The following is a 24225-nucleotide window of genomic DNA, read 5'->3' on the forward strand; positions in this document are numbered from 1 at the left end:
GGGCTCGGCAGCGGCTACAGGGTTACCGGGGTTTCAATGGGCCTGGCCGTGCCAGGGCACCAGCTTGCGCTGCAGGGCGCGCAGGCCCATTTCCATGGCGAAGGCGATCAGGGCGATGACCAGGATCCCCAGTACCACCACATCGGTGACCAGGAACTGCGCGGCGGATTGCACCATGAACCCCAGGCCGCTGGTGGCGGCGATCAGTTCGGCGGCGACCAGGGTCGACCAGCCCACCCCGAGGCCGATGCGCACGCCGGTGAGGATGTCCGGCAGGGCGCTGGGCAGGATCACATGGCGAATCAGCTGGGCCCGGGTCGCGCCCAGGGACTGCGCGGCGCGCAGCCGGGTCGGGTCGACGGTGCGTACGCCGGTGGCGGTGGCGATGGCGATCGGGGCGAAGATCGCCAGGTAGATCAGCAGCACCTTGGACAGCTCGCCGATGCCGCACCAGATGACGATCAGCGGCAGGTAGGCCAGGGGTGGAATCGGCCGGTAGAACTCGATCAGCGGGTCCAGCACGCCACGGGCGATACGGTTGTGGCCGATGGCGATGCCCACCGGAATTGCGGTCAGCACGGCAAAACCCAGGGCCAGGCCGATGCGTCCGAGGCTCGCGCCCAGGTGCTGCCACAGGGTGGAATCCATATAGCCGCTGGTCACCAGCAGCCAGCCCTTTTGCAGCACGGCGGAAGGCGGCGGCAGGAACAGCGGTTCGATCAGGCCGCTGGCCGTCACTGCCCACCACAGGGCGAGCAGCACGACCAGGGTCAGCACGCTGATCCAGCGAGTGCTCAGGCTGCGGCGCAGGGGCACCGCGGTGTGCGGGTTAGCGGCTTTGGTCGTGGTGGCTGGGAGGTCGTAGCTGTTCATGCGCGCTCCTGCCGCAAGACGGCACTGCGTTGGGAGAACACCCGGGCCAGCACGTGTTCGCGGGTTTCGATAAAGCGTGGATCGGACTTGATTGCCCGGGCCGATTCGCCGGCCGCGTAACGCCGGCCGAAGTCCAGGCTCAAGCGCTCGACGATTTGCCCCGGGTTGGGGGCCAGCAGGATCAGGTCGGTGGCGAGGAACACCGCTTCCTCGATGTCGTGGGTAATCAGGAACACCGGCTTGGCGGTGCGTTGCCAGACTTGCAGCAACAGCTCCTGCATCTGCTCGCGGGTGAAGGCATCGAGGGCGCCGAAGGGCTCGTCCATCAGCAGCAGCCGTGGGTCGGCGGCCAGGGCGCGGGCCAGGCCCACACGCTGGCGTTGTCCGCCGGAGAGCTGCCAGATGCGCCGTTTGTCGAAGCCGGCCAGGTCCACCAGCGCGAGCATTTCCCGGGCGCGGGCTTCGCGCGGGTCGCGGGCAATGCCGGCCAGTTCGAGGCCGAAGCCGACATTGGCCAGCACGTCCTGCCAGGGCAGCAGGGCATCGTCCTGGAACACCACGCCGCGTTCGGCGCTCGGGCCGGCGACTGGCACGCCGTCCAGGGTAATGCGTCCGGCGCTGGGTTCGACGAAACCGGCGATCAGGTTCAACAGCGAAGTCTTGCCACTGCCGGAAGGGCCGAGGGCGACCAGCAGCTGCTGGGGCCCAAGCGTCAGGGAAATATCCGCCAGCACCGGTTCGGCGGCGCCGGGGTACTGTGCGCTGATGCGCTCCAGTTGTAGCAAAGCCATGACGGCGCGCTCCTTGTTCAAATGCAGCCTTTGTCGAGGTGAGACGCTGTACGAGAAGCGCCGGGCTGGGCCCGGCGACCTCTGCGGCTGACCTTCAGTGGGTGATGTACTTGGCGCTGACGTACGGCGCGTAATCCGGCAGTACCGCCTCGACCTTGCCCTGTTCCTTGAGGAACACCGCGGTGTCGGTGATGGCCTTGGTGGTCGGCGCGCCAAGGCTGATGACCTGGTCGGCCGCCAGTGGGTAGACGTTGCCCTGCAACAGCAGCGGAATGTCGCTGGCCTTGGCGCCGGAGAGTTTCACCAGCTTGTCGACGTTGCTCTGCTCAGCCAGCCAGGCTTTTGGGTCCTTGCGGTAATCGGCGTAGGTGTCGAGGGTCACCTTGGCGAAGGCGGTAACGATTTGCGGGTGCTTCTCGGCGAAGTCCTTGCGCACGATCCAGGCATCGAAGGTCGGCGCGCCGAACCGGGCCAGTTCGCCGGAGGTGATCAGCACCTTGCCGTTTTCCTTGGCCACGCCCAGCGCCGGGTCCCAAACGTAGGTGGCGTCAAGGTCGCCGCGCTTCCAGGCGGCGATGATCGCCGGTGGCGCGAGGTTGAGAATCTGTACTTTCGCCGGGTCGATTTTCCAGTGCTTGAGCGCGGCCAGCAGGCTGTAGTGACCGGTGGAAACGAAGGGCACGGCGACTTTCTTGCCGACCAGGTCCTGGGGCGTGTTGATCCCGGACCCGTCGCGGGCCACCAGGGCCTCGGCGGCGCCGATCTGGGTGGCGATGAGGAAGGTTTCCACCGGCACCTTGCGGGTGATCGCGGCGGTCAGCGGGCTGGAGCCGAGGTAGCCGATCTGGACGTCACCCGAGGCGATGGCGGCGATGATGTCGGCGCCGTTGTCGAACTTGCGCCAGTCGATCCTGGCCTGGGTGGCCTTTTCGTAGGTGCCGTCGGCCTGGGCGACTTTCGCCGGATCGACGGTGGTCTGGTAGGCGACGGTGACGTCGGCTGCCTGGGCGAACAAGCTCGCGGTAGCCAGGGATACGGCCGCCAGAAGGCGAAGGGGAAAGTGCATTTTCATCATGAAGCTCCTCGACAGGCGGCCAAGTGTGGACGTGGGAGGAGACTAAATGATCTAAGAATTTAAAAATAAATAACTTTTTAGAATTAGCTTAAAAGAGGAATCTTCTAAAGAGAGCACTTTTTTGAAGGGGAGCGCTTTGCGCTCCATCGCGGGCAAGCCTCGCTCCTACAGGACGGTACTGTGTAGGAGCGAGGCTTGCCCGCGAAAAGCGCCGCAGGCGCTTAGCTCAGTTACTGATCGCCAGGATACTCGCCTGGTACGAGCCGACAAACACGTCGAAATCACCGACTTCGTTGCGTTCCAGCTCGGCCTGTTGCAGCAGGGAGCTGCGCGCGGCTTCTTCGAAACGCGCCTGGTCTTCCTTGCTCAGGGGCTCGCTGCGGAAGAACTCGGCGTGGGCCAGGCTCTGGCGCAGGGAAAACTGGCTGAAGCTTTCCTTGTGCTCCTGCATGGCGGCCAGGACCTGGGCCGAAGGCGTCAGGGACGAATCCTTGACCTTGGCCAACTGGGCGTCCAGCGCCTTGCCGTGGGCATCGCTGCCGTGGCTGCGATCGAGCAGGGCGGCCAGCGGCGCGATTTTTTCCAGCAGCTCGCCGGCCCATTCCTTGAGCTCCACCAGTTGCCCCTGGCGCAGCAGGTGCAGGCCCGGACGACGACCTTCCTTGACCACCTTGAGGAAGTTCGAGGTGGCGTTGCCGCACTCATTGTTTTCCAGCAGCGGACTCTCGTTGAGCGCGCAATACAGCAGGAAGGCGTCGAGGAAGCGGGCTTCCTGCACGTCGATGCCCATCGGCAGGAACGGGTTGATGTCCAGGCAGCGCACTTCGACGTACTGGATGCCGCGGGCCATCAGCGCCTGGATCGGCCGCTCGCCGGTGTAGGTCACGCGTTTCGGGCGGATGTTGGAGTAGTACTCGTTTTCGATCTGCAGGATGTTGGTGTTGAGTTGGACCCACTCGCCGTCCTGGTGGGTGCCGATCTCCACATAAGGCGCGTACGGCGTGGCGACGGCCTTGCGCAGGCTGTCGGTGTAGCTGTTCAGGTCGTTGTAGCAAGGGGTCAGGCCGGCCTGGGCGTTGCTCTGGTAGCCCAGGTCGCTCATGCGCAGGCTGGTGGCATACGGCAGGTACAGGGTCTCGGCGTCCAGTTGTTCCAGCTGGTGCGAGCGCCCGCGCAAGAAGCCCGCGTCCAGCGCCGGCGAGGCACCGAACAGGTACATCAGCAGCCAGCTGTAGCGGCGGAAGTTACGGATCAGCGCGATGTACGCCGACGACTGATAGTCACGGTCGCTGCCGACGAAGCCTTCGGCCTGCTTGAGCAGCGGCCAGAGCTGCTCCGGCAGGGAGAAGTTGTAGTGGATCCCGGCGATGCACTGCATGGTCTTGCCGTAACGCAGGGCCAGGCCCTTGCGGTACACGTACTTGAGCTGGCCGATGTTGGAGGTGCCGTAATAGGCGATCGGGATGTCTTCCTCGGCCGGCAACGGGCACGGCATCGATGGACTCCACAGGTACTCGTTGCCGAGCTTGCTGTAGGCGAAACGGTGAATCTTGTCGAGGCTGGCCAGGGTGTCAGCCGGATCGGCCAGGGCCGGAGTGATGAACTCCAGCAGTGACTCGGAATAATCGGTGGTGATCTGTTCGTTGGTCAGCGCGGAACCCAGTTCTTCCGGGTGCGGGGTCTGTGCCAGGCGCGCTTCGCCGGTCACGCGCAGGCATTCGCGCTCGATACCGTGCAGGCACTGCTCGAGCAGAGAGAGGTTAGCGCGCTCGCCGAGCAGAGCCAGGCGGCGGTTGAGAAGTTCGCTCAAGTTGGATTCCTTCACGCGTCAGTCGCCCCAATATGGGGGTGGGCAGGACGGTCTACAAGGGTGAAGTTGAAACTGGCGTTTTCGCCTGGTCGTTGAGCCTTGCCGGCCCGCTTTGCAACGCCATTGCTTCATCCTTGATCTGGCTCTTGCACGCGCAAAAAAACTCCGGCGCCGTGTGTGCAGCGCCGAAATTAACTCAAATCGAGGTTGAGGGGCTATAGAACAGCGAACGTGCCTTGTGCTTTAGCGACCAGTTTGTCGCCTTGCATCACATCGGCCTCGACCACCAGGGTGCGGCGGCCCGGGTGGAGCACCCGGGCGTGGCAGACCACGTCGCCCTCGGCGACGGCGCGGATGTAGTTGATCTTGCACTCGATGGTCGCGCTCTGCTGGTCGAAGCCGTGGGAGCTGGAACAGGCCAGCCCCATGGCAATGTCGACCAGGCTGAAGATCGCCCCGCCGTGCAGCTTCTGGCCACGATTGCGCAACTGCGGCGTCAGCGTCAGGGCGACGTCGGCTTCACCGACCTCCAGACGCTGCAGGCGGCAGCCGAGCAGTTGGCTGAACGCGCTTTCGGTCAAGCCGGCCGGGATCTCCATCAGCGTTTCTTCAACTGCTTGGCGTTGGCGAACAGCGACGCCATGGCGTTGTTGGTCGGGGCCGCGGCCACGGTTTCCTTGCGCGGGGCGCTATTGCCCGACGAGCGTGGCGCCGAGCCTGGGCGCGAACCACGAGCGCCGTCGATCTTCTCGCCCGGGGTGTCGCTCATGCGCATCGACAGGCCGACGCGTTTGCGCGGGATGTCGACTTCCATGACCTTGACCTTGACCACGTCGCCGGCCTTCACCGCCTCACGCGGGTCCTTGATGAACTTCTCCGACAGCGCCGAGATGTGCACCAGGCCGTCCTGGTGCACGCCGATGTCGACGAAGGCACCGAAGTTGGTGACGTTGGTCACCACGCCTTCGAGGATCATCCCCAGTTGCAGGTCCTTGAGGTCTTCGACGCCTTCTTGGAACTCGGCGGTCTTGAACTCGGGACGCGGATCGCGGCCCGGCTTGTCCAGTTCCTGGAGGATGTCGGTGACGGTCGGCAGGCCGAAGGTCTCGTCGGTGAACTTCTTCGGATCCAGGCGCTTGAGGAAACCGCTGTCGCCGATCAGCGAGCGGATGTCGCGGCCGGTCTCGGCGGCGATGCGCTGCACCAGCGGGTAGGCTTCCGGGTGCACCGCGGAAGCGTCCAGCGGGTTGTCGCCGTTCATCACACGGAGGAAGCCGGCGGCCTGTTCGAAGGTCTTTTCACCCAGGCGGGCAACCTTCTTCAGCGCGGCGCGGGTCTTGAACGCACCGTTTTCATCGCGGTGGCTGACGATGTTCTGCGCCAGGGTGGTGTTGAGGCCGGAGATCCGCGCCAGCAGCGCCACGGACGCGGTGTTGACGTCCACGCCGACGGCGTTCACGCAGTCCTCGACCACCGCATCCAGGCCACGGGCCAGCTTCAGCTGCGACACGTCGTGCTGGTACTGGCCGACGCCGATGGATTTCGGATCGATCTTCACCAGCTCGGCCAGCGGGTCCTGCAGGCGGCGGGCGATGGACACCGCGCCACGGATCGACACGTCGAGGTCGGGGAATTCCTTGGCGGCCAGTTCCGACGCCGAATACACCGAAGCGCCGGCCTCGGAGACCATGACCTTGGTCATGCGCATGGCCGGGTATTTCTTGATCAGTTCGGCGGCCAGCTTGTCGGTTTCACGGCTGGCGGTGCCGTTGCCGATGGCGATCAGGTCCACCGAGTGCTTGGCGCACAGCGCGGCCAGCACGGCGATGGTCTGGTCCCACTTGTTGTGCGGTACGTGCGGGTAAACGGTGGCGTGGTCCAGCAGCTTGCCGGTGGCGTCCACCACCGCCACCTTGCAGCCGGTACGCAGGCCAGGGTCGAGGCCCAGGGTCGCGCGCGGGCCGGCCGGAGCGGCCAGCAGCAGGTCGTGCAGGTTGTGGGCGAAGACGTTGATCGCCTCGGTTTCGGCGTTGTCGCGCAGCTCGCCCAGCAGGTCGGTTTCCAGGTGGGTGTAGAGCTTGACCTTCCAGGTCCAGCGCACCACTTCGCCGAGCCATTTGTCGGCCGGGCGGTTCTGGTTCTGGATGCCGACCTGCTGGCCGATCATGCCTTCGCACGGGTGCATGGTGCCCGGCAGTTCGTCGCCGACTTTCAGCGCGGAGCTGAGGATGCCTTCGTTGCGGCCACGGAAAATCGCCAGGGCGCGGTGCGACGGCATGCTCTTGAGCGGTTCGTCGTGTTCGAAGTAATCGCGGAACTTGGCGCCTTCCTCTTCCTTGCCGGCGATCACGCGGGCACTGAGGGTGGCTTCCTGCTTGAGGTAGTTGCGCAGCTTGTCCAGCAGGCTGGCGTCTTCGGCGAAGCGCTCCATGAGGATGTACTTGGCGCCTTCGAGGGCGGCCTTCACATCGGCCACGCCTTTTTCCGCGTCGACGAAGCGCGCGGCTTCGCTTTCCGGGGTCAGGCTCGGGTCGTTGAACAAGCCGTCGGCCAATTCGCCGAGGCCGGCTTCCAGGGCGATCTGGCCCTTGGTGCGGCGCTTCTGCTTGTACGGCAGGTAGAGGTCTTCGAGGCGGGTCTTGGTGTCGGCGAGCTTGATGTCGCGGGCAAGTTCCGGGGTCAGTTTGCCTTGCTCCTCGATGCTGGCGAGGATGCTGATGCGCCGTTCGTCGAGTTCTCGCAGGTAGCGCAGGCGCTCTTCCAGATGACGCAACTGGGTGTCATCGAGGCTGCCGGTTACTTCCTTACGGTAGCGGGCGATGAAGGGCACGGTGGAGCCTTCATCCAATAGAGCGACGGCCGCTTCGACCTGTTGTGGGCGTACGCCGAGTTCCTCGGCAATGCGGCTGTTGATGCTGTCCATAAAACCACCTGACAAATTGTGAAGCAGGCTCGCCGGCACGGAAAATTGGCCTCGGCGAGTCTGGTTGAGCGGCCTGGCGTGCGCCGCTGCCTGGATCAAAAGGCTGCCTGTTGACCCGTGAAATCGAACAATTACTGCCTGGCCGGGAAAAATAAAAAGTGGCCACGGGCGGTAACGATCAGACGTTGCCTGACACAAAAGGCGGCGCATTATAACCAGCGTTCCAGTCTTCGGGGGTATCGGCCCACTGGCGGCCGACGGCGGGTTTTCTGGCGGTAGAGGAAAAATCTGCTAACAATGCACACGGTGCGTATAACGGCAGCTACGCCATAATGCGCACCGAGATAAAAGGAGCATCTGATGAGCAGCACTGCACAAACTGCCGAAGGCGAAAAAATTCTTATCGTTGACGACGACCCCGGGCTGAGCAGCCTGCTGGAGCGCTTCTTCGTCAGCAAGGGCTACCGTGCCCGCGCGGTTCCCAACACCGAGCAGATGGACCGTCTGCTGGGTCGCGAAGTCTTCAACCTGGTCGTCCTCGACCTGATGCTGCCTGGCGAAGACGGCCTGACCGCATGCCGCCGCCTGCGCAGTGCGAACAACCAGATCCCGATCATCATGCTCACCGCCAAGGGCGACGAGCTGAGCCGCATCAAGGGCCTGGAACTGGGCGCCGACGACTACCTGGCCAAGCCGTTCAACCCCGACGAGCTGATGGCGCGGGTCAAGGCCGTGCTGCGTCGCCAGTCGGCCCCGGTGCCGGGCGCGCCGGGCAGCGAAGACGAAAACGTCACCTTCGGCGACTACGAACTGTCCCTGGCCACCCGCGAACTCAAGCGCGGCGCCGAAGTGCACATGCTCACCACCGGTGAGTTCGCAGTGCTCAAGGCCCTGGTGATGAACGCTCGCCAGCCGCTGACCCGCGACAAACTGATGAACCTGGCCCGTGGCCGCGAGTGGGATGCCCTGGAGCGTTCCATCGACGTGCAGATCTCCCGCCTGCGCCGGATGATCGAGCCCGATCCGTCCAAGCCGCGTTATATCCAGACGGTCTGGGGCGTGGGTTATGTGTTCGTGCCGGATGGCACCACCACCAAGTGACCGATGATTTGTAGGAGCGAGCGCCCGGGCCGGCAAACGACCCGGGCGCTCGCATTCCGCAACTCTGCGAGCGCGGCTCGCTCCTGCAAAGCGTGTAATGGCTGTTTATGAAAACCCCGCTGTGGTTCCCGCAAAGCTTCTTCTCCCGCACCCTCTGGCTGGTGCTGATCGTGGTGCTGTTCTCCAAGGCGCTGACCCTGGTTTATCTGCTGATGAACGAGGACGTGCTGGTGGACCGCCAGTACAGTCACGGCGTGGCCCTGACCCTGCGTGCCTATTGGGCCGCCGACGAATCCAACCGCGACCAGATCGCCGAGGCCGCCGGGCTGATCAAGGTGGTCGGCAGCGGTGTGCCGGCGGGCGAGCAGCATTGGCCCTACAGCGAGATCTATCAGCGGCAGATGCAGGCCGAACTGGGCGCCGACACTGAAGTGCGCCTGCGCATGCATGCGCCGCCTGCGCTCTGGGTGCGCGCGCCGAGCCTGGGCGATGGCTGGCTGAAAGTGCCGCTGTATCCGCATCCACTGCGGGGGCAGAAGATATGGAGCGTGCTCGGCTGGTTCCTGGCGATCGGCCTGTTGTCCACGGCGTCGGCGTGGATCTTCGTCAGCCAGCTCAACCAGCCGCTCAAGCGCCTGGTCTATGCCGCCCGGCAGCTGGGGCAGGGGCGCAGCGTGCGCCTGCCGATCAGCGATACGCCAAGCGAGATGACCGAGGTGTACCGCGCCTTCAACCAGATGGCCGAGGATGTGGAACAGGCCGGGCGCGAACGCGAGCTGATGCTGGCGGGGGTGTCCCACGACCTGCGCACGCCGCTGACCCGCCTGCGCCTGTCGTTGGAGTTGATGGGCAGCCACAACGACCTGACCGACGACATGGTCCGCGACATCGAAGACATGGACGCGATTCTCGACCAGTTCCTGGCCTTTATCCGCGACGGCCGCGACGAATCGGTGGAGGAGGTCGATCTCAGCGACCTGGTGCGCGAAGTGGCGGCGCCCTACAACCAGAACGATGAAAAGGTGCGTTTGCGCCTGGAGCCGATCCCGCCGTTCCCGTTGCGTCGGGTGTCGATGAAGCGCCTGTTGAACAACCTGATCGGCAACGCGTTGAACCACGCGGGTACCGAAGTCGAAGTGGCGGCCTATGTGTCGGGCGACACCAGCGCGCCTTATGTGGTGCTGAGTGTGATGGACCGTGGCGCGGGTATCGACCCGTCGGAGCTGGAGGCAATCTTCAACCCCTTCACCCGCGGCGACCGTGCCCGGGGTGGCAAGGGCACCGGCCTGGGCCTGGCCATCGTCAAGCGGATCGCCTCGATGCACGGCGGCAATGTCGAACTGCGCAACCGCGCTGATGGCGGCCTGGAAGCGCGGGTGCGCTTGCCGTTGGGATTGTTGCTGCCCAGGGATGCGGTTTAGGGGCAGCTGCAAGCCATAAGCTGCAAGCTGCAAGCTGCAAGAGAAGAGCCTGCGCTGGCCCGCTTTTCTCTTGCAGCTTGCAGCTAAAAGCTTGCCGCTGCTCTTACCCTTTGCCCTTGGTCCGGGTCATGTTCGGGCCACCGTTTTTCTCGATGTGCTCGATAATGATCCCCGCCACGTTCTTGCCCGTGGTGGTCTCGATGCCTTCCAGGCCCGGTGAGGAATTCACTTCCATCACCAGCGGCCCGTGGTTCGAGCGCAGGATATCCACGCCCGCCACGCTCAGGCCCATGACCTTGGCCGCGCGCAGGGCGGTCATGCGTTCTTCCGGAGTGATCTTGATCAGGCTGGCGCTGCCGCCACGGTGCAGGTTGGAGCGGAACTCGCCGGGCTTGGCCTGGCGCTTCATCGCGGCAATCACCTTGTCGCCGACCACGAAGCAGCGGATGTCGGCGCCGCCGGCTTCCTTGATGTACTCCTGGACCATGATGTTCTGCTTCAGGCCCATGAAGGCCTCGATCACCGACTCGGCCGCCGTGGCGGTTTCGCACAGCACCACGCCTATGCCCTGGGTGCCTTCCAGCACCTTGATCACCAGGGGTGCGCCGTTGACCATCTCGATCAGGTCGGGAATGTCGTCCGGCGAGTGGGCGAAGCCGGTCACCGGCAGGCCGATACCGCGCCGGGACAGCAGTTGCAACGAGCGCAGCTTGTCCCGCGAGCGGGCGATGGCCACCGACTCGTTGAGCGGGAACACACCCATCATTTCAAACTGGCGCAGCACCGCGCAGCCGTAGAAGGTCACCGAGGCGCCGATCCGTGGAATCACCGCGTCGAAACCTTCCAGCGGCTTGCCGCGGTAGTGGATCTGCGGTTTGTGACTGGCAATGTTCATATAGGCGCGCAGGGTGTCGACCACCACCATTTCATGGCCACGCTCGGTGCCGGCTTCGACCAGGCGACGAGTGGAATACAGACGCGGGTTACGCGACAGCACAGCGATCTTCATGCAACACCTGTGGCAGAGGTAGTGGACACCGGGAACACCGGTTTGTCTTGAACGTATTTGATCCCTGGATTGACCACCAACTGGCCATCGATCAGGGCTTTGGAACCGAGCAACAGGCGATAGCGCATGGCCTTGCGGCAGGCGAGGGTGAACTCCACCCGCCAGACCCGATCGCCGAGCGCCAGGGTGGTGCTGATCACGTAGCGCACCTGTGCCTGGCCGTTGGAGCTCTTGATGGTTTTCATCGCCACCAGCGGTGCTTCGCAACGCCGGTGACGCAACTGCACCACGCTGCCCAGGTGCGCGTTGAAGCGCACCCATTGCTCACCGTCGCGCTCGAACGGCTCGATCTCGGTGGCATGCAGGCTGGAGGTGCTGGCGCCGGTGTCGATCTTGGCGCGCAGGCCGGCGACTCCCAAATCCGGAAGCGCCACCCACTCGCGCAGACCCACGACGGTCAAATGGTCAAATGTCTTCAAATGTGCTCAACCGCTGAGGAACCCGCTCGTACCGTCAAGCGGCCGAATTCGCGGTATTCACGCAGAATAATGGGTAAAAGGCGACAGATATCTAGGCCCGGATCCACAGCGCCCGGACGGGCTGCTGCGAAGCCTCGCATTCTAAACCGAGCCATCGCAATTCATGGCACGAGAGAAACGGTAGTACAGTTCGAAAATATTTCAGAATGAGGACATGCCATGGCACAAAAAGCCGAAGACGACGACAAGGTCCGTCTGGACAAATGGCTGTGGGCGGCGCGCTTCTACAAGACCCGTGCCCTGGCCAAGGCCGCCATCGAAAGCGGCAAGGTGCACCACCGTGGCGAGCGCTGCAAACCGGGCAAGGAACCGAGGATCGGCGACGAGTATGAGATACGCACCGGCTTCGACGAGCGCACCGTGGTGGTCCAGGCCCTGTCGATCGTGCGTCGTGGGGCGCCGCAAGCGCAGGCTCTTTATACGGAAACCGCAGCCAGCATCGCCAAGCGAGAAAACGCCGCCGCCCTGCGCAAGGCCGGCGCCCTGGGTGTGAGCACCGATGGCAAGCCGACCAAGAAGCAGCGGCGCGACCTGTTCAAATTCCGCAGCAGCGAATAGACCCTTGGCCTTCTGAACCCTGCGGGTTCAATCGCCAGCAAGCTGGCTCCTACACAGCCGGTGCACCGCTCAACCCCCTGTAGGAGCGAGCTTGCTCGCGATCCGCGGCAAAGCCGCGACAAGCAGCAAATCCGAAGAGTCAGGCCGCCCGCACCACGCTCAGGCGCGACAGCAGCGGTAGCTTGCCCAGCAGGTTGAACAGCGGGTTGGTTGCCCGCAGCAGGAAGTCCGAGGCCTTGGCCGCGTACGGGGTGTAGTAGCCCCAGCCGAGGGCCCAGACCGCCAGCAGCACGCCACCGATATAGTCGTCCTGGCCCCAGTGCGCGCCGGCCACCAGGCGCGGCATCATGAACAGCAGGGTCAGGCCCCAGATCACCAGGAATTGGCCGACGCCGCGGCTGAACACACTCATGAACAGCGCCCAGATCAGCAGCACCGAGGCGTGGTCACCGGGGAAGCTCTGGCTGGAACGGTCCTTGAGCTCCCAGGTTTTTTCCCAGTGCGGGAAATAGTCGCTCATGTGCACGGCATCCTGGAGCATCATCGACGGGCTGTCGTGCTGCCAGCCCATGGCGTCGGCGAGCCTGGAGAACAACAAGCGGATAATCAGCATCAAGACCAGGATCGACAGGAAGCCGAAAAAGGCCCGGCGCACGTCCACGGCCTTGAACACCCAGTCACCGCGGATCAAAAGGGTCAGCAGGATCAGCCCGACTATCGCGTCGAAAGGCCGCAGGCTGGCCACGGCCCAGATATGCAGCCAGGTGGAGTTGCTCGCAAGGGGAGCATTCAGCAGGTGGAACAGCCATTCGTCGAACATCACACACAGCATGTGCCCGCTTGGCCATAACCAGAAACCCAGCAGTGCCAGAGGGAGCAAATTGCACAACACCAGCTTGCCGAGGTTCCACCTTGCTTGGAACAAACCCGGATTGTTCATAAAATGCCTCCAATGGCAGAAAATCGCGCACCGTAACAGTGCAAAAAACGCAATTTTCATATCTTGTAACCATTTTGTCATCACTTCAGATACCCAAACTTATGACTCATTTGCCGGATACCGACTTCACCCAACGCTTCATCTTCGATGACAGCGACGCCCGCGGCGAGCTGGTGGCGTTGGAGCGCAGCTATGCCGAAGTCCTCGCCAAACACGCTTACCCGGAGCCGGTCGCGCAACTGCTCGGCGAGCTGATGGCGGCGGCCGCGCTGCTGGTCGGCACGCTGAAGTTCGATGGCTTGCTGATCCTCCAGGCCCGTTCCGAAGGCCCGGTGCCATTGCTGATGATCGAGTGCTCCAGCGAGCGCGAGATCCGTGGCCTGGCCCGCTACGACGCGGAGCAGATCGCCCCGGATGCGACCCTGGCCGACCTGATGCCCAATGGCGTGCTGGCCCTGACCGTCGACCCGACCCACGGCCAGCGCTACCAGGGCATCGTCGACCTGGATGGCGCCACCCTGTCGGAATGCTTCACCAACTATTTCGTCATGTCCCAGCAGGTCGGCACCCGTTTCTGGCTGCACGCCGACGGTCGTCGCGCCCGTGGCCTGCTGTTGCAGCAACTGCCGGCCGACCGCCTCAAGGATGAAGAAGAGCGCGCCGCCAGCTGGCAGCACATCACCGCGCTGGGCAGCACCCTGACCGCCGACGAACTGCTGAGCCTGGACAACGAAACCGTGCTCCATCGCCTCTACCATGAAGAAGCCGTGCGCCTGTTCGATGTGCAGCCGTTGCGCTTCCGTTGCAGCTGCTCGCGGGAACGCTCGGGCAATGCGCTGGTCAGTCTGGGTCTGGAAGATGCGCAGAAGCTGGTGGTCGAACACGGCGGCAGCATCGAGATCGATTGCCAGTTCTGCAACGAGCGCTACCTGTTCGATGCGGCCGATATCAGCCAATTGTTCGCCGGAGCGGGTGTCGAGTCGCCGTCAGATACTCGTCACTAAAACGGTTCAGCGCAGGTAAATCACCTGGCAAGCGCCGGATTAACGCCGTTCTGACGGGAGGGCCCTACTCTTTTTGGGCTTTTCTGGCATAATCCGGCGCACTTTTTTCGCGGTAGTAGTGCACGACTTTCTACTACAAAACGTTTGGAGCACTCGGCCACTGGCCGACGGGGAACCTCATGACGCAAGCCAATAACGCCGTGTACACCGATCTGAGTGTTGATGATCTGGTCAAAGAAGCCCTGAAGCGCGGTGAAGGCGAGCTTGCCGATACCGGCGCGCTGGTTGTTCGTACCGGTCACCGTACCGGCCGTTCGCCAGTCGATCGTTTCATCGTTGAAGAGCCGAGCACCCAGGACGCTATCGCCTGGGGCCCGATCAACCGCAAGTTCCCGGCCGACAAGTTCGATGCCCTGTGGGCTCGCGTCGAGGCGTTCAACAACGCGCAAGAGCATTTTGTTTCCCATGTGCATGTAGGTGCTTCCGACGAGCACTACCTGGCCGTGAAGATGACCACCCAGACTGCCTGGCAGAACCTGTTCGGTCGTTGCCTGTTCATCAACCCGGCCCAGTACAACCCGGCTGGCCGTGACGAGTGGCAGGTGCTCAACGTTGCCAACTTCGAATGCGTTCCAGAGCGTGACGGCACCAACTCCGACGGTTGCGTGATCCTCAACTTCGCTCAGAAAAAAGTGCTGATCGCCGGCATGCGCTACGCCGGTGAAATGAAAAAAGCCATGTTCTCGGTACAGAACTTCCTGCTGCCGGCCGCCGACGTGCTGCCGATGCACTGCGCCGCCAACATCGGCGAAGAGGGCGACGTGACCCTGTTCTTCGGTCTGTCCGGCACTGGCAAGACCACCCTGTCCGCCGATGAAAGCCGTTACCTGATCGGTGACGACGAGCACGGCTGGGGCGAGGGCGTGGTGTTCAACATCGAAGGCGGTTGCTATGCCAAGTGCATCGACCTGTCCGAGAAGAACGAGCCGGTCATCTGGAAAGCCATCAAGCATGGCGCCGTGCTGGAAAACGTTGTGCTGGACGACGCCAAGAAGGCTGACTACGCCGACGGCAGCCTGACCCAGAACAGCCGCGCCGCCTACCCGCTGGAGCACGTCGAGAAGCGTTCCGAGAAAAACCTCGGTGGCGAACCGAACGCCGTGATCTTCCTGACCTGCGACCTGACCGGCGTACTGCCGCCAGTCTCGATCCTCAGCGAAGAACAAGCTGCCTACCACTTCCTGTCCGGCTACACCGCTCTGGTGGGCTCGACCGAAATGGGCTCGGGCGCTGGCATCAAGTCGACCTTCTCCACCTGCTTCGGCGCACCGTTCTTCCCGCGTCCGGCAGGCGTTTACGCAGAGCTGCTGATCAAGCGCATCCGCGGCTTCGGCTCCAAGGTCTACCTGGTCAACACCGGCTGGACCGGCGGTGGCTACGGCGTTGGCAAGCGCTTCAACATCCCGACCACCCGTGGCGTGATCGCCGCCATCCAGAGCGGCGCTCTGGTCGGTGCCGAGACCGAACACCTGGACACCATCAACCTGGACGTGCCGCTGGCCGTTCCAGGCGTCGAAACCGGCCTGCTCAACCCACGCAACACCTGGGCTGACAAAGCCGCCTACGACGAGGCCGCCAAGGCCCTGGCCGGCCTGTTCATCGAGAACTTCAAGAAGTTCGACGTGAGCGACGCCATCAAGGCTGCTGGTCCGAAGCTGTAAGCATCGGGCAAGTGGTTCAAGAAGCCGCCCTTCGGGGCGGCTTTTTTGTGGGCGTCATTCAGTCCTGTTCAAACACTAGGCGGCTTGTCCGGGCGGTTCAATAAGCCAGATTCGACGCGATTTGTAGGGTAAATCCTTGTGTCCTGTCGTAGACCGTTTAGGGCCAATCGCAGGGCATGAACGAAAAAGAAAAGTCGCTCGACCAGCTCGGATTTGCCTGACAGCCAGGGCCCCCTCGCACTGGTTACCGTGAGATCCCCGGTTGAAGGCCGGGGTTTCCCAGGCGACCGAGCAAAGGACTATGGCCCGCAACAAGGATGTGTCCCAGGTATGGCAGCACTACGACGCTGACGGCGGTGGTTATCGTCGCCTGCGCGATATGACTGCGAGCGAATTGGCCGAGCGTGATGAGGCGCAGCAGGGTTACGAGCAGATGCTCGCTCGTCAGCAGGCCTATGAAGAGCGGCTGCCGACCACACAGGTGGAATCGCAACCAACGCCCGTCGGTTGCGTATTTGCCAAGTCTTGCAAGCTGCCGAACGCAATCATCGACTACGTCACCCCGACGGGCTTCATACCCACTGATTCGGTGGCGAATTACGGCGCGTTGACGCTGCTGGGTGGGCGCGAGGTCGAGGCGGGTGGGCGAGTGCCCCTCAAGCGTATTAGCGGCGCGCTGCCTGCCAATCTCGGTGCCTTGACCCTGGGTGGTGTCTCCGTGGGTTCTGGTACCACCGGCAGTGGCTTGGGGCTGATCTCCTCGGGCGTGGCGGCTGGTGGGTTGTTGGGACTGGTGGCCTTGCTCGCTCCATCGAGCCTGGGCGACGGCGCGATGTACAGCGAAGAACAACTGCGCAACCTCAGACAGGCCCGCACCCGTCTGCGCCTGCGGGTTGAACAGCAGGCCGACGGTAGCCTCAAGGGCTACGGTTTCAACACCCAGGGTCGCCGTGAGTGGGAAATGATTCCGGTGGCTGAGTTTGAGGCTCGTGATGAGCAGCAAGTGGCCGATCTGGGTGATGGCATCAGCCTTGTCTGGACTCCAGCGGTGGACCCCTTGAGCACCGCAGGGATACCACCGCTGGAAGCGGCGCCACAGACACCACCGATCTGGGTTTTCCCGCCGACGGAAGCGGCGGAACGGATCATCGTCAGCCCAATTTATCCGCCGGAGTATCGGGATTTTATTTTGGTGTTTCCGCCGGGGTCTGGAGTTCAGCCGCTGTACATTGTGCTGAGCACACCGGTATCAGGATATGTTCCTGCACCGAGCGCCTTGCCTGGCTTTCCTGATGCTATTAGGGCAAAGCGGAAAACTTCTGTCCAAGGAGGTGGTGGGCGGCGTAAGCGATGGAAAACGGCAAAAGGACTCATTTTAGAATGGGACTCTCAACATGGCGCAGTTGAAATGTATGACAAGCACGGCCGCCATCTTGGCGAATTTGATCCGCTTACTGGTGAACAAACTAAAGCAGTCGACAAAGCAAGGAGCGTAGAGCCATGAAGTTTCTCGTTGAGGCTTTTGACAAGAAAACCGAGATGTTGGTTTTTGACATAGAACTGCCGGCCGACTGTGACGAGCGGGTGAAAGAGATCATGGGCTGGACAGTGGACCCTCAAGGTTGGGAAGGCTATGACCTGAGTGCAGCGCAGTTGGTGGAGTTTGAAAAGATCACGGAGAAGAAACTTGATCTCTGTGCATATGATTTCCAACTGACAGCTAATGGCTGAGTATTTTCGGAGGGGCACTGAAAAAGAAGTGGATGCGCTTGTACCCCATTTCCAAAAGTTGAGCGAATACTCAGCAGACTCTGATCTGATTTTCTACCCAGAGGACGGTGCCGATGACTCGTCCGAAGGCATCACACGGATAGTGAAGGAGTGGCGAGCGGCTAATGGTTTGCCCGGTTTCAAATCTGTCTGAAAAGGTTTTGCCATCCCGGCCCCTCAGCAAACTTCAGGGATTCCCACAGCCCCCATCTTTCCCAATGGATTAGCAAGCAAATCCCGAAAAAACTGTGTATCGTGCGCGCGAAATCTGCCGGGTACCTTTGGGTGCCGACTTCATACACTTAAAGGGAATTAGGTATGCGATTGTTTCGCGTGACTTCGATTTTTTCGTTGTGGGCATTGGCGTTTTCGGTGACGGCGCAGCAGCTGCCGGTCGAGGTGCTGAGTGCGGTGGTCAAGGACCAGAAGATCGCCGACGCCGAAGTGCTGGTGCAGCGCAATGGCGCGCAGAGCGTGGTCGGTCGTACCAATGCTCAAGGCCAGGTGACCCTGACCACCGACTTCGCCGATGGCCCCAGCAACCTGCTGATCATCAAGAAACCCGGCTATTCCAACCTGGTGGTCAAGTGCCCGTGCAGCGGTATGACCTATGCCATCAGCCCGGTGATGCAGAACCTCGACGGTCTGCGCGTGGTGCTGACCTGGGGCGCGAACCCCAGCGATCTCGATTCGCACATGATCTTCCCGGGCAACAACATCTACTTTCGCAACCAGCAAGGCGATGACGCCCACCTGGACGTCGACGATGTCGACAGCTATGGCCCGGAAACCATCACCCTGGAAAAGAAACACTACGGCGAAAGCTATGTGTACGCGGTGCATGACTACAGCAACCAGAGCCGCCCGGCGTCCCGCCAGCTCTCTGCCAGCCAGGCCAAGGTGTTCGTGTACATGGGCCAGTCGCTGGTGCGCACTTACTACGTGCCGCAGGACCGCAGCGGTAACCTGTGGACCGTGTTCCGCATGACCGGCAATGGCGACTTCCAGGACATCAACACTCTCAGCGGCGTGACCGTCGACGCGCAGGACGTGCTGAACGAAGTATCGCCGCTGCTCGACGACAAAGTGGAAGTGGCCGCTGTCGCCGTCAGCAGCAGCGCGCAAGCCGATGCGAAAACCCTGAACCGCAAGGGCGAAGAGGCTTACCACGCCGGTAACCTGCAGCAAGCCATCGACTTCTACCGTCAGGCCATCGAGCTGAACAACGGCTACGGTCAGGCCTACAGCAACCTCGGCCTGGCCTATCAGAAAGCCGGCAACACTGCCGAGTCGATCTGGGCCAACCGCAAGGCCATCGCCCTGGCCAGCGGCAACTCGGCGGCCACCGTGCGCGCCAGTTCCTACTACAACATCGCGCGGATCTACGAAGCGGCCGGCCAGTTCGCCGATGCCCTGCGTCACTATCAGTTGGCCAAGCAGCAGAAGGCCAACCCGGTGTACGACAAAGCCATCGAGCGTGTGCAAAACCGTTGATTCACGGGTGTTGATTGACCCCCATAACGCGCCGTCCCACGGCGCGTTATGCATTTATGGAGGTTGTTATGCGGGTTCTGGTTGTTGCTTTGATGTTGTCCCTGTGGACGGCCGTTGCCCAGGCTGCCGGCCCGATGGTGTTCGCCACTATCGACCGCAGCACCTGGCCGGGTTCGCTGGCCACGCAAGCGGGTTTCGATACCGCCTCGCGTGCGGAAATCCTGATGTTCGGCAAGGCCCTGCTGGCCAGCGAGGCGCTGGACGATGCGAGCCTCAAGCAGCGCCTGGGCGTCAAGGCGCTGGACCATCATTCGGTCGAGCAAGTGCGCGATCGTTTCTGGATACGCCTGCTCAGCAGTTACCACAGCGCCAGCCAGGACTGTGAAGGTGCCGCCTTCTGCCCGCCGGTGCGTAACCTGGATGACTTGCGGCAACTGGCCCAGGGCTTCACCGGGACGGTCAGCCCGGCCTATGACGCCTGGGCCCAGGCAAGCCGGCAGTTTCATGAGCAGTATCTGAACGAACAGCTGCGCCTGGCGGCCTTGTTTCCGAAGATCAGCAGTGAGATCGAGCGTTTCGATAGCACCGAGCTGATGGGCGACGAATTGGCGGACCGGCAGTTTCTGCTGACCTTCGACGACGGCCCGACAGCCGCGGGCGGTCACACCGATACGCTGGCCAACGTGCTGCGGGCCAACGACCTGCATGGATTGTTCTTCGTCCTGGGCGAACCGTTCCAGGCGCGTCTGCGCAAGTCGTCGCCGGCGCAGATGCGCGAGTTGTACAGCGGCCAGTGCGTTGCCCTGCATGGCTGGACGCACAAGTCCCACAGCGCCTGGAGCGAATGGCAGCAGTCCATCACCCGTTCCGCGACCCTGGTGCGCGGCACCTTGCCGGATGACTACCAGCCGCTGTTCCGTCCCCCTTATGGCCAGCGTTCGAGTGACAGCCCGGCGTTCTTCAAGGCCCAGGGCATCAAGGTGATGCTCTGGGGCGTCGACTCCCAGGACTGGAGCAAGAGCATCAGCGCCAGCGCGGCGAGCCAGCGGGTGCAGACGCTGATGCTGCTGTGGCGGCGAGGGATCATTCTGTTCCACGACATTCACAACAAGGCGCCTGCCGCAGTGCCGGCGTTGATCGCCGCCAACAAGAGCAATGGCGTGAAGTGGGTGGATTGCCGCGCGACGCGCTAAGAGCACGATTTCTATCGCGAGCCATCGCGCATCGACCGGTGCCCGATGGCTTGCGATACACCCCGAAAAACTCCGCGTCATCCCCAGTCGAACGCCGCTCTCCGTCCCCCTGTATCATCCCGTATCCTTTTCCTCCCGACCTTTTCTCGACCCGCTGACTGGCCGCGCTAGGCTTCAAGGCACGTCAGCGGTCAAAGGAGTGACAGCTCATGCACAACACCCTCGAACAGGTCTTCGGTTATCCACAGTTCCGTCCCGGCCAGGAGGCGGCGGTCAGTGCGGTGCTGGCCGGGCGCTCGGCGGCGGCGATCTTTCCCACGGGCTCCGGCAAGTCGCTGTGCTATCAGTTGCCGGCCTTGCTGATGCCGCACCTGACCCTGGTGGTCTCGCCGTTGCTGGCGCTGATGCAGGATCAGCTGGCGTTCCTGCAACGACACGGCATCGCCGCGGCGAGCATCGATTCGGCGCAGAGCCGCGATGACGCCAACGAGGTCATGGCGCGGGCGCGCTCCGGTGAGCTGAAGATCCTGATGATCTCGGTGGAGCGCCTGAAGAACGAGCGTTTTCGCAACTTCCTGCAGCAGGTGCGGATCTCCCTGCTGGTGGTGGACGAGGCGCACTGCATCTCCGAATGGGGCCATAACTTTCGCCCCGACTACCTCAAGCTGCCGGACTACCAGCGCCAGTTCAATATTCCCCAGGCACTGTTGCTGACCGCTACCGCCACGCCCAAGGTGATCGCCGACATGCAGGCGAAATTCGCCATCGCCGGGCAGGATGTGGTGACCACCGGTTTCTACCGGCCCAACCTCAACCTGCTGGTGGAGCCAGTGCGCGGCCAGGACAAGCGCCGGCGCCTGGTGCAGTGGATGAGCGAGCGTCCCGGCCAGCCGAGCATCGTCTATGTCACCTTGCAGAAAACCGCCGAGCACATCGCCGAGCATCTGAGTCGCAACGGCATCCAGGCCCAGGCTTATCACGCCGGTCTGCCCCATGAGCAGCGCGAAGCCATCCAGCGGCAGTTCATGGCGGGCCAGTCCAATTGCATCGTCGCCACCATCGCTTTCGGCATGGGCATCGACAAGAGCGACATCCGCAATGTGGTGCATTTCGACCTGCCCAAATCCATCGAGAACTACAGCCAGGAAATCGGCCGCGCGGGGCGTGATGGCCAACCTTCGGACTGCCTGGTGCTGGCCAACCGCGACAGCCTCAACGTGCTGGAAAACTTCGTCTACGGCGACACGCCGGAGCTGGAAGGCATTCGTTGTGTGCTGGACGAGTTGCAGGGTGCGGCGCCCGACGGGCAATGGGAGTTCCTGTTGGGGCCGCTGGCGGACCAGAGCAATATCCGCCAGCTGCCGCTCAAGACCTTGCTGGTGCAGCTGGAACTGCGCGGCCTGATCGCGCCGCGTTACGCCTACTTCGCCGAATACCGCTTCAAGTTCCTTGAGGAACCGCAGGCGCTGCTGGCGCGTTTCGAAGGTGAGCGCCGGGACTTCGTGGCGGCGATCATCGAGACCTCCAGCCGTGCCCGGACCTGGGCCACAGTGAATTTCGACGCGCTTTATCAGCAGCATCAGGCCGAGCGTAACCGGGTGGTGAAGGCCCTGGACTACTTCCAGGAAAAGGGCTGGGTCGAGCTGGAAAGCAAGCAGATGACCGAGGTCTACAACCTGCTGGAGACGGGCTTCGATGCCGCGACCCTGAGCCAGCAACTGCATGCCTACTTCAAACAGCACGAAAGCAGCGAGATCGCGCGGATCCACGCGATGCTCGCACTGTTCGCCACCGAGCAGTGCCTTGGGTATCGCCTGGCGCAGTATTTCGGCGACGACCAGGCGCCGCAGCGGTGCGGGCATTGCTCGGTATGCCATGGCCAGGTGGCCCGCCTGCCGGAGCCGCCAGCCTTGCCCGCGCTTGTGGATAAAAACTTCGAAGCGCTGTGTGGCGAATTTATCCACAGGCACCACCAATACAGCGGCACGGTTCCAGGGGCGGAACGGCTGACGCGTTTCCTGTGTGGGATCAGCGTGCCGCTGTTCACCAAGCTCAAGGCGCGGTCGATCCCGGGTTTTGCGGTGCTCGAGGATCACCCCTACGCCGAAGTACGCGATTGGGCCGAACATCACCTCCAGGATTGATACCTGCCCGATCCATCTGCTGAATGCCGCTCATCACAGGAATAAATTTCAAAAATGCCCTAGGCCTGATTATGGTGGTTTGCGTCTTTGAGCCACCTACAGGGGAGCCACTATGAGCCAGATCGATATTCAGCGCGCCGCGGTGATCGGTGCCGGGACCATGGGCCGCGGGATCGTGATGTGCCTGGCCAATGCCGGGGTCGCGGTGCAGTGGGTGGACAACAATCCGCAGATGCTCGAACAGGCGCTGACAGCGGTGACCGAGACTTATGCACACAACGTGCGTCAGGGGCGGATCGATCAGACAGAGGCCGATGCGCGCCGTGCCCGGATAAGCGCGGCGGCGGATTATCCGGCGATCCACGATGTGGATCTGGTGATCGAGGCGATCTACGAGAACCTCGAGCTGAAGCAGCAAATCTTCCGCGAACTCGATGGCCTGCTCCAGCCGCGGGCGATCCTCGCCAGCAATACCTCGGCGCTGGATATCGACGCCATCGCTGCGGTCACCCGGCGCCCAAGACAGGTGCTGGGCCTGCACTTCTTCAGCCCGGCCCACATCATGAAGCTGCTGGAAATCGTGCGGGGCGCCGCGACTGCGCCGCAGGTGCTCGAGGCCGCGCTGGCGCTGGGCGAGCGCATGGGCAAGGTCAGTGTGGTGTCCGGCAACTGCCCTGGATTCATCGGCAACCGCATGTTGCGCACCTATGTGCTGGAGGCGCGCAAGATGTTGCTGGAAGGGGCTTTCCCTTATCAGGTGGATGCCGCATTGCAGGGCTTCGGTTTTGCCATGGGCCCGTTCCGCATGTACGACGTGGTCGGCATCGACCTGGAGTGGCGTGCCCGGCAGCTGGCCGGCAAGGGCCAGGAGGCGCACGAAGTGCAGGTGGATAATCGCCTGTGCGAGGCGGGTCGTTTTGGCCAGAAGAGTGGCAAGGGTTATTACCAGTACGAGCCCGGCAGTCGCCAGGCTGAGCATGATGTACAGGTCGATGCCCTGATTCAGGAGGTCAGCGAAGGCCTGGGCTACCGCCGTCGCGACATCGGTCCTGAGGAAATCCTTGAGCGCTGCCTGCTGGCGCTGGTCAATGAAGGCGCGAAGATTCTCGAGGAAGGCATTGCCGGCTCGGCGCACGATATCGACCTGGTGTACCTCAACGGTTATGGCTTCCCGGCAGACAAGGGCGGGCCGATGAGCTGGGCGGACCAGCAGGGGCTGGTGTCCATCCAGCAAGGGCTGCTGCGGCTGCAAGCCGAGTCGGGCGCGCACTGGAAGCCGGCGCGGTTGATTGACGAGCTGGTGCAGGCTGGCAAAGGGTTTGCCGATCATCGGGCCATCGGTTGAAATAGGCGTCGCCTGATCGACCACACCATGGTTGCTTTCCAGACACCTCGCCTTCGAGAACCCGCCAATGACCGACCGCATGCCGCAACGCACCGACTACCGCCACTTCCAGCCCATCATCACGCGCTGGCACGACAACGATGTGTACGGTCATGTGAATAACGTCACCTACTACAGCTTCTTCGACACGGCGGTGAACACCTACCTGATCGAGGAGGGCGGCCTGGATATCCATGACGGCGAGGTGGTGGGCTTCGTGGTGAGCTCGGCCTGCGATTACTTTGCCTCGATCGCTTTCCCCGAGCGGATCGAGATCGGCCTGCGTGTCGGCAAGCTGGGCAACAGTTCGGTGCAGTACGAGCTGGCGGTGTTCAAGGCGGGGGAAACCGATGCCTGCGCGGCGGGGCGCTTCGTGCATGTGTTCGTCGATCGGGCATCGAATCAGCCGGTAGGGATTCCCGCCGGGCTGCGTGGAGCGCTGGAACGCTTGCTGGTGTAAGCACAAAAAAGACCG

General features: G+C 62.7%; 22 protein-coding genes. 13 read left to right on the forward strand and 9 right to left on the reverse strand.

Annotation, left to right across the window (positions count from 1 at the left end):
* Positions 1–33 precede the first annotated feature (33 nt).
* The 6 genes from tauC to AC07Y9_RS26170 form a co-directional block, all read right to left on the reverse strand.
* Positions 34–873, reverse strand: coding sequence for a taurine ABC transporter permease TauC (tauC, locus tag AC07Y9_RS26145; RefSeq protein WP_101336505.1), 840 nt, complete (start codon positions 871–873; stop codon positions 34–36).
* Entirely contained in the window at positions 870–1664 is a 795-nt protein-coding gene (tauB, locus tag AC07Y9_RS26150; RefSeq protein WP_053259265.1) for a taurine ABC transporter ATP-binding subunit, read from the reverse strand. The genes tauC and tauB overlap by 4 nt, the downstream gene beginning before the upstream one ends.
* A 94-nt stretch (positions 1665–1758) precedes the next feature.
* Positions 1759–2736, reverse strand: a complete 978-nt coding sequence (gene tauA, locus AC07Y9_RS26155) for a taurine ABC transporter substrate-binding protein (RefSeq protein WP_102679889.1) — start codon at positions 2734–2736, stop codon at positions 1759–1761.
* 229 nt (positions 2737–2965) lie between these two features.
* Complete coding sequence (gshA, locus tag AC07Y9_RS26160; protein WP_092418925.1) at positions 2966–4549, reverse strand: glutamate--cysteine ligase; 1584 nt, start codon at positions 4547–4549, stop codon at positions 2966–2968.
* 215 nt (positions 4550–4764) lie between these two features.
* Entirely contained in the window at positions 4765–5148 is a 384-nt protein-coding gene (locus AC07Y9_RS26165) for a PaaI family thioesterase (RefSeq protein ID WP_016702565.1), read from the reverse strand.
* Positions 5148–7472, reverse strand: coding sequence for a Tex family protein (locus AC07Y9_RS26170; RefSeq protein WP_102679888.1), 2325 nt, complete (start codon positions 7470–7472; stop codon positions 5148–5150). The genes AC07Y9_RS26165 and AC07Y9_RS26170 overlap by 1 nt, the downstream gene beginning before the upstream one ends.
* 360 nt (positions 7473–7832) lie before the next feature.
* Between AC07Y9_RS26170 and ompR the strand changes: the two genes are divergently transcribed.
* Complete coding sequence (gene ompR / locus AC07Y9_RS26175; protein WP_007925257.1) at positions 7833–8573, forward strand: osmolarity response regulator transcription factor OmpR; 741 nt, start codon at positions 7833–7835, stop codon at positions 8571–8573.
* Positions 8574–8680: 107 nt separating this feature from the next.
* Positions 8681–9994 carry an ATP-binding protein gene (locus AC07Y9_RS26180; protein WP_009041700.1) on the forward strand — a complete coding sequence of 438 codons (1314 nt, stop codon included), beginning with the start codon at positions 8681–8683 and terminating at the stop codon, positions 9992–9994.
* Between the two features lie 103 nt (positions 9995–10097).
* Here the strand turns inward: AC07Y9_RS26180 and rimK are convergent, their stop codons facing one another.
* Both rimK and rimB read right to left on the reverse strand, forming a co-directional pair.
* Entirely contained in the window at positions 10098–11003 is a 906-nt protein-coding gene (gene rimK / locus AC07Y9_RS26185) for a 30S ribosomal protein S6--L-glutamate ligase (RefSeq protein WP_007931744.1), read from the reverse strand.
* Positions 11000–11482 (reverse strand): retropepsin-like aspartic endopeptidase RimB, encoded by a 483-nt coding sequence (gene rimB / locus AC07Y9_RS26190; protein ID WP_007931742.1) that lies wholly within the window; start codon positions 11480–11482, stop codon positions 11000–11002. The genes rimK and rimB overlap by 4 nt, the downstream gene beginning before the upstream one ends.
* A 219-nt stretch (positions 11483–11701) precedes the next feature.
* Here rimB and AC07Y9_RS26195 point away from each other — a divergent pair, with 219 nt between their 5' ends.
* Positions 11702–12100 (forward strand): RNA-binding S4 domain-containing protein, encoded by a 399-nt coding sequence (locus AC07Y9_RS26195; RefSeq protein ID WP_102679887.1) that lies wholly within the window; start codon positions 11702–11704, stop codon positions 12098–12100.
* 139 nt (positions 12101–12239) lie between these two features.
* Here the strand turns inward: AC07Y9_RS26195 and AC07Y9_RS26200 are convergent, their stop codons facing one another.
* On the reverse strand, positions 12240–13040 hold the full coding sequence (locus tag AC07Y9_RS26200; protein ID WP_102679886.1) for a phosphatase PAP2 family protein: 801 nt from the start codon (positions 13038–13040) through the stop codon (positions 12240–12242).
* Between the two features lie 101 nt (positions 13041–13141).
* Here AC07Y9_RS26200 and hslO point away from each other — a divergent pair, with 101 nt between their 5' ends.
* The 10 genes from hslO to AC07Y9_RS26250 all read left to right on the forward strand — a co-directional run bounded on the left by hslO (position 13142) and on the right by AC07Y9_RS26250 (position 24210).
* A complete protein-coding gene (gene hslO / locus AC07Y9_RS26205) occupies positions 13142–14044 on the forward strand; it encodes an Hsp33 family molecular chaperone HslO (protein ID WP_007931739.1) in 903 nt (300 codons plus the stop codon).
* A gap of 179 nt (positions 14045–14223) precedes the next feature.
* Complete coding sequence (locus AC07Y9_RS26210; protein ID WP_009041703.1) at positions 14224–15765, forward strand: phosphoenolpyruvate carboxykinase; 1542 nt, start codon at positions 14224–14226, stop codon at positions 15763–15765.
* A gap of 301 nt (positions 15766–16066) precedes the next feature.
* On the forward strand, positions 16067–17269 hold the full coding sequence (locus tag AC07Y9_RS26215; RefSeq protein WP_102679925.1) for a colicin E3/pyocin S6 family cytotoxin: 1203 nt from the start codon (positions 16067–16069) through the stop codon (positions 17267–17269).
* Positions 17266–17496: a DUF7683 domain-containing protein gene (locus AC07Y9_RS26220; RefSeq protein ID WP_102679885.1), complete on the forward strand. Its 231-nt coding sequence runs from the start codon at positions 17266–17268 to the stop codon at positions 17494–17496. Before AC07Y9_RS26215 ends, AC07Y9_RS26220 begins: the two co-directional genes overlap by 4 nt.
* Positions 17489–17689: a bacteriocin immunity protein gene (locus tag AC07Y9_RS26225; protein ID WP_102679884.1), complete on the forward strand. Its 201-nt coding sequence runs from the start codon at positions 17489–17491 to the stop codon at positions 17687–17689. The genes AC07Y9_RS26220 and AC07Y9_RS26225 overlap by 8 nt, the downstream gene beginning before the upstream one ends.
* A 164-nt stretch (positions 17690–17853) precedes the next feature.
* Positions 17854–19029: a tetratricopeptide repeat protein gene (locus tag AC07Y9_RS26230; protein ID WP_102679883.1), complete on the forward strand. Its 1176-nt coding sequence runs from the start codon at positions 17854–17856 to the stop codon at positions 19027–19029.
* Positions 19030–19097: 68 nt separating this feature from the next.
* Positions 19098–20222, forward strand: coding sequence for a polysaccharide deacetylase family protein (locus AC07Y9_RS26235; RefSeq protein ID WP_102679882.1), 1125 nt, complete (start codon positions 19098–19100; stop codon positions 20220–20222).
* A 209-nt stretch (positions 20223–20431) separates the two neighbouring features.
* Entirely contained in the window at positions 20432–22366 is a 1935-nt protein-coding gene (locus tag AC07Y9_RS26240; RefSeq protein ID WP_102679881.1) for a RecQ family ATP-dependent DNA helicase, read from the forward strand.
* Between the two features lie 112 nt (positions 22367–22478).
* Complete coding sequence (locus AC07Y9_RS26245) at positions 22479–23711, forward strand: 3-hydroxyacyl-CoA dehydrogenase (protein ID WP_102679880.1); 1233 nt, start codon at positions 22479–22481, stop codon at positions 23709–23711.
* Positions 23712–23778: 67 nt separating this feature from the next.
* The gene (locus tag AC07Y9_RS26250) at positions 23779–24210 is read left to right on the forward strand and encodes an acyl-CoA thioesterase (protein ID WP_007931728.1); all 432 of its coding nucleotides are present in this window, start codon (positions 23779–23781) and stop codon (positions 24208–24210) included.
* Positions 24211–24225: the final 15 nt, after the last annotated feature.

This window comes from Pseudomonas sp. GW456-L12 (genome assembly GCF_059424045.1).

Coding starts and splice junctions, on each gene's coding strand:
- AC07Y9_RS26250 (WP_007931728.1), top strand. CDS start 23,779: ATGACCGACCGCATGCCGCAACGCACCGACTACCGCCACTTCCAGCCC.
- AC07Y9_RS26170 (WP_102679888.1), bottom strand. CDS start 7,472: ATGGACAGCATCAACAGCCGCATTGCCGAGGAACTCGGCGTACGCCCA.
- AC07Y9_RS26215 (WP_102679925.1), top strand. CDS start 16,067: ATGGCCCGCAACAAGGATGTGTCCCAGGTATGGCAGCACTACGACGCT.
- AC07Y9_RS26165 (WP_016702565.1), bottom strand. CDS start 5,148: ATGGAGATCCCGGCCGGCTTGACCGAAAGCGCGTTCAGCCAACTGCTC.
- hslO (WP_007931739.1), top strand. CDS start 13,142: ATGACTCATTTGCCGGATACCGACTTCACCCAACGCTTCATCTTCGAT.
- tauA (WP_102679889.1), bottom strand. CDS start 2,736: ATGAAAATGCACTTTCCCCTTCGCCTTCTGGCGGCCGTATCCCTGGCT.
- AC07Y9_RS26195 (WP_102679887.1), top strand. CDS start 11,702: ATGGCACAAAAAGCCGAAGACGACGACAAGGTCCGTCTGGACAAATGG.
- AC07Y9_RS26180 (WP_009041700.1), top strand. CDS start 8,681: ATGAAAACCCCGCTGTGGTTCCCGCAAAGCTTCTTCTCCCGCACCCTC.
- AC07Y9_RS26235 (WP_102679882.1), top strand. CDS start 19,098: ATGCGGGTTCTGGTTGTTGCTTTGATGTTGTCCCTGTGGACGGCCGTT.
- rimK (WP_007931744.1), bottom strand. CDS start 11,003: ATGAAGATCGCTGTGCTGTCGCGTAACCCGCGTCTGTATTCCACTCGT.
- AC07Y9_RS26225 (WP_102679884.1), top strand. CDS start 17,489: ATGGCTGAGTATTTTCGGAGGGGCACTGAAAAAGAAGTGGATGCGCTT.
- AC07Y9_RS26220 (WP_102679885.1), top strand. CDS start 17,266: ATGAAGTTTCTCGTTGAGGCTTTTGACAAGAAAACCGAGATGTTGGTT.
- ompR (WP_007925257.1), top strand. CDS start 7,833: ATGAGCAGCACTGCACAAACTGCCGAAGGCGAAAAAATTCTTATCGTT.
- AC07Y9_RS26240 (WP_102679881.1), top strand. CDS start 20,432: ATGCACAACACCCTCGAACAGGTCTTCGGTTATCCACAGTTCCGTCCC.
- tauC (WP_101336505.1), bottom strand. CDS start 873: ATGAACAGCTACGACCTCCCAGCCACCACGACCAAAGCCGCTAACCCG.
- tauB (WP_053259265.1), bottom strand. CDS start 1,664: ATGGCTTTGCTACAACTGGAGCGCATCAGCGCACAGTACCCCGGCGCC.
- AC07Y9_RS26230 (WP_102679883.1), top strand. CDS start 17,854: ATGCGATTGTTTCGCGTGACTTCGATTTTTTCGTTGTGGGCATTGGCG.
- AC07Y9_RS26245 (WP_102679880.1), top strand. CDS start 22,479: ATGAGCCAGATCGATATTCAGCGCGCCGCGGTGATCGGTGCCGGGACC.
- AC07Y9_RS26210 (WP_009041703.1), top strand. CDS start 14,224: ATGACGCAAGCCAATAACGCCGTGTACACCGATCTGAGTGTTGATGAT.
- AC07Y9_RS26200 (WP_102679886.1), bottom strand. CDS start 13,040: ATGAACAATCCGGGTTTGTTCCAAGCAAGGTGGAACCTCGGCAAGCTG.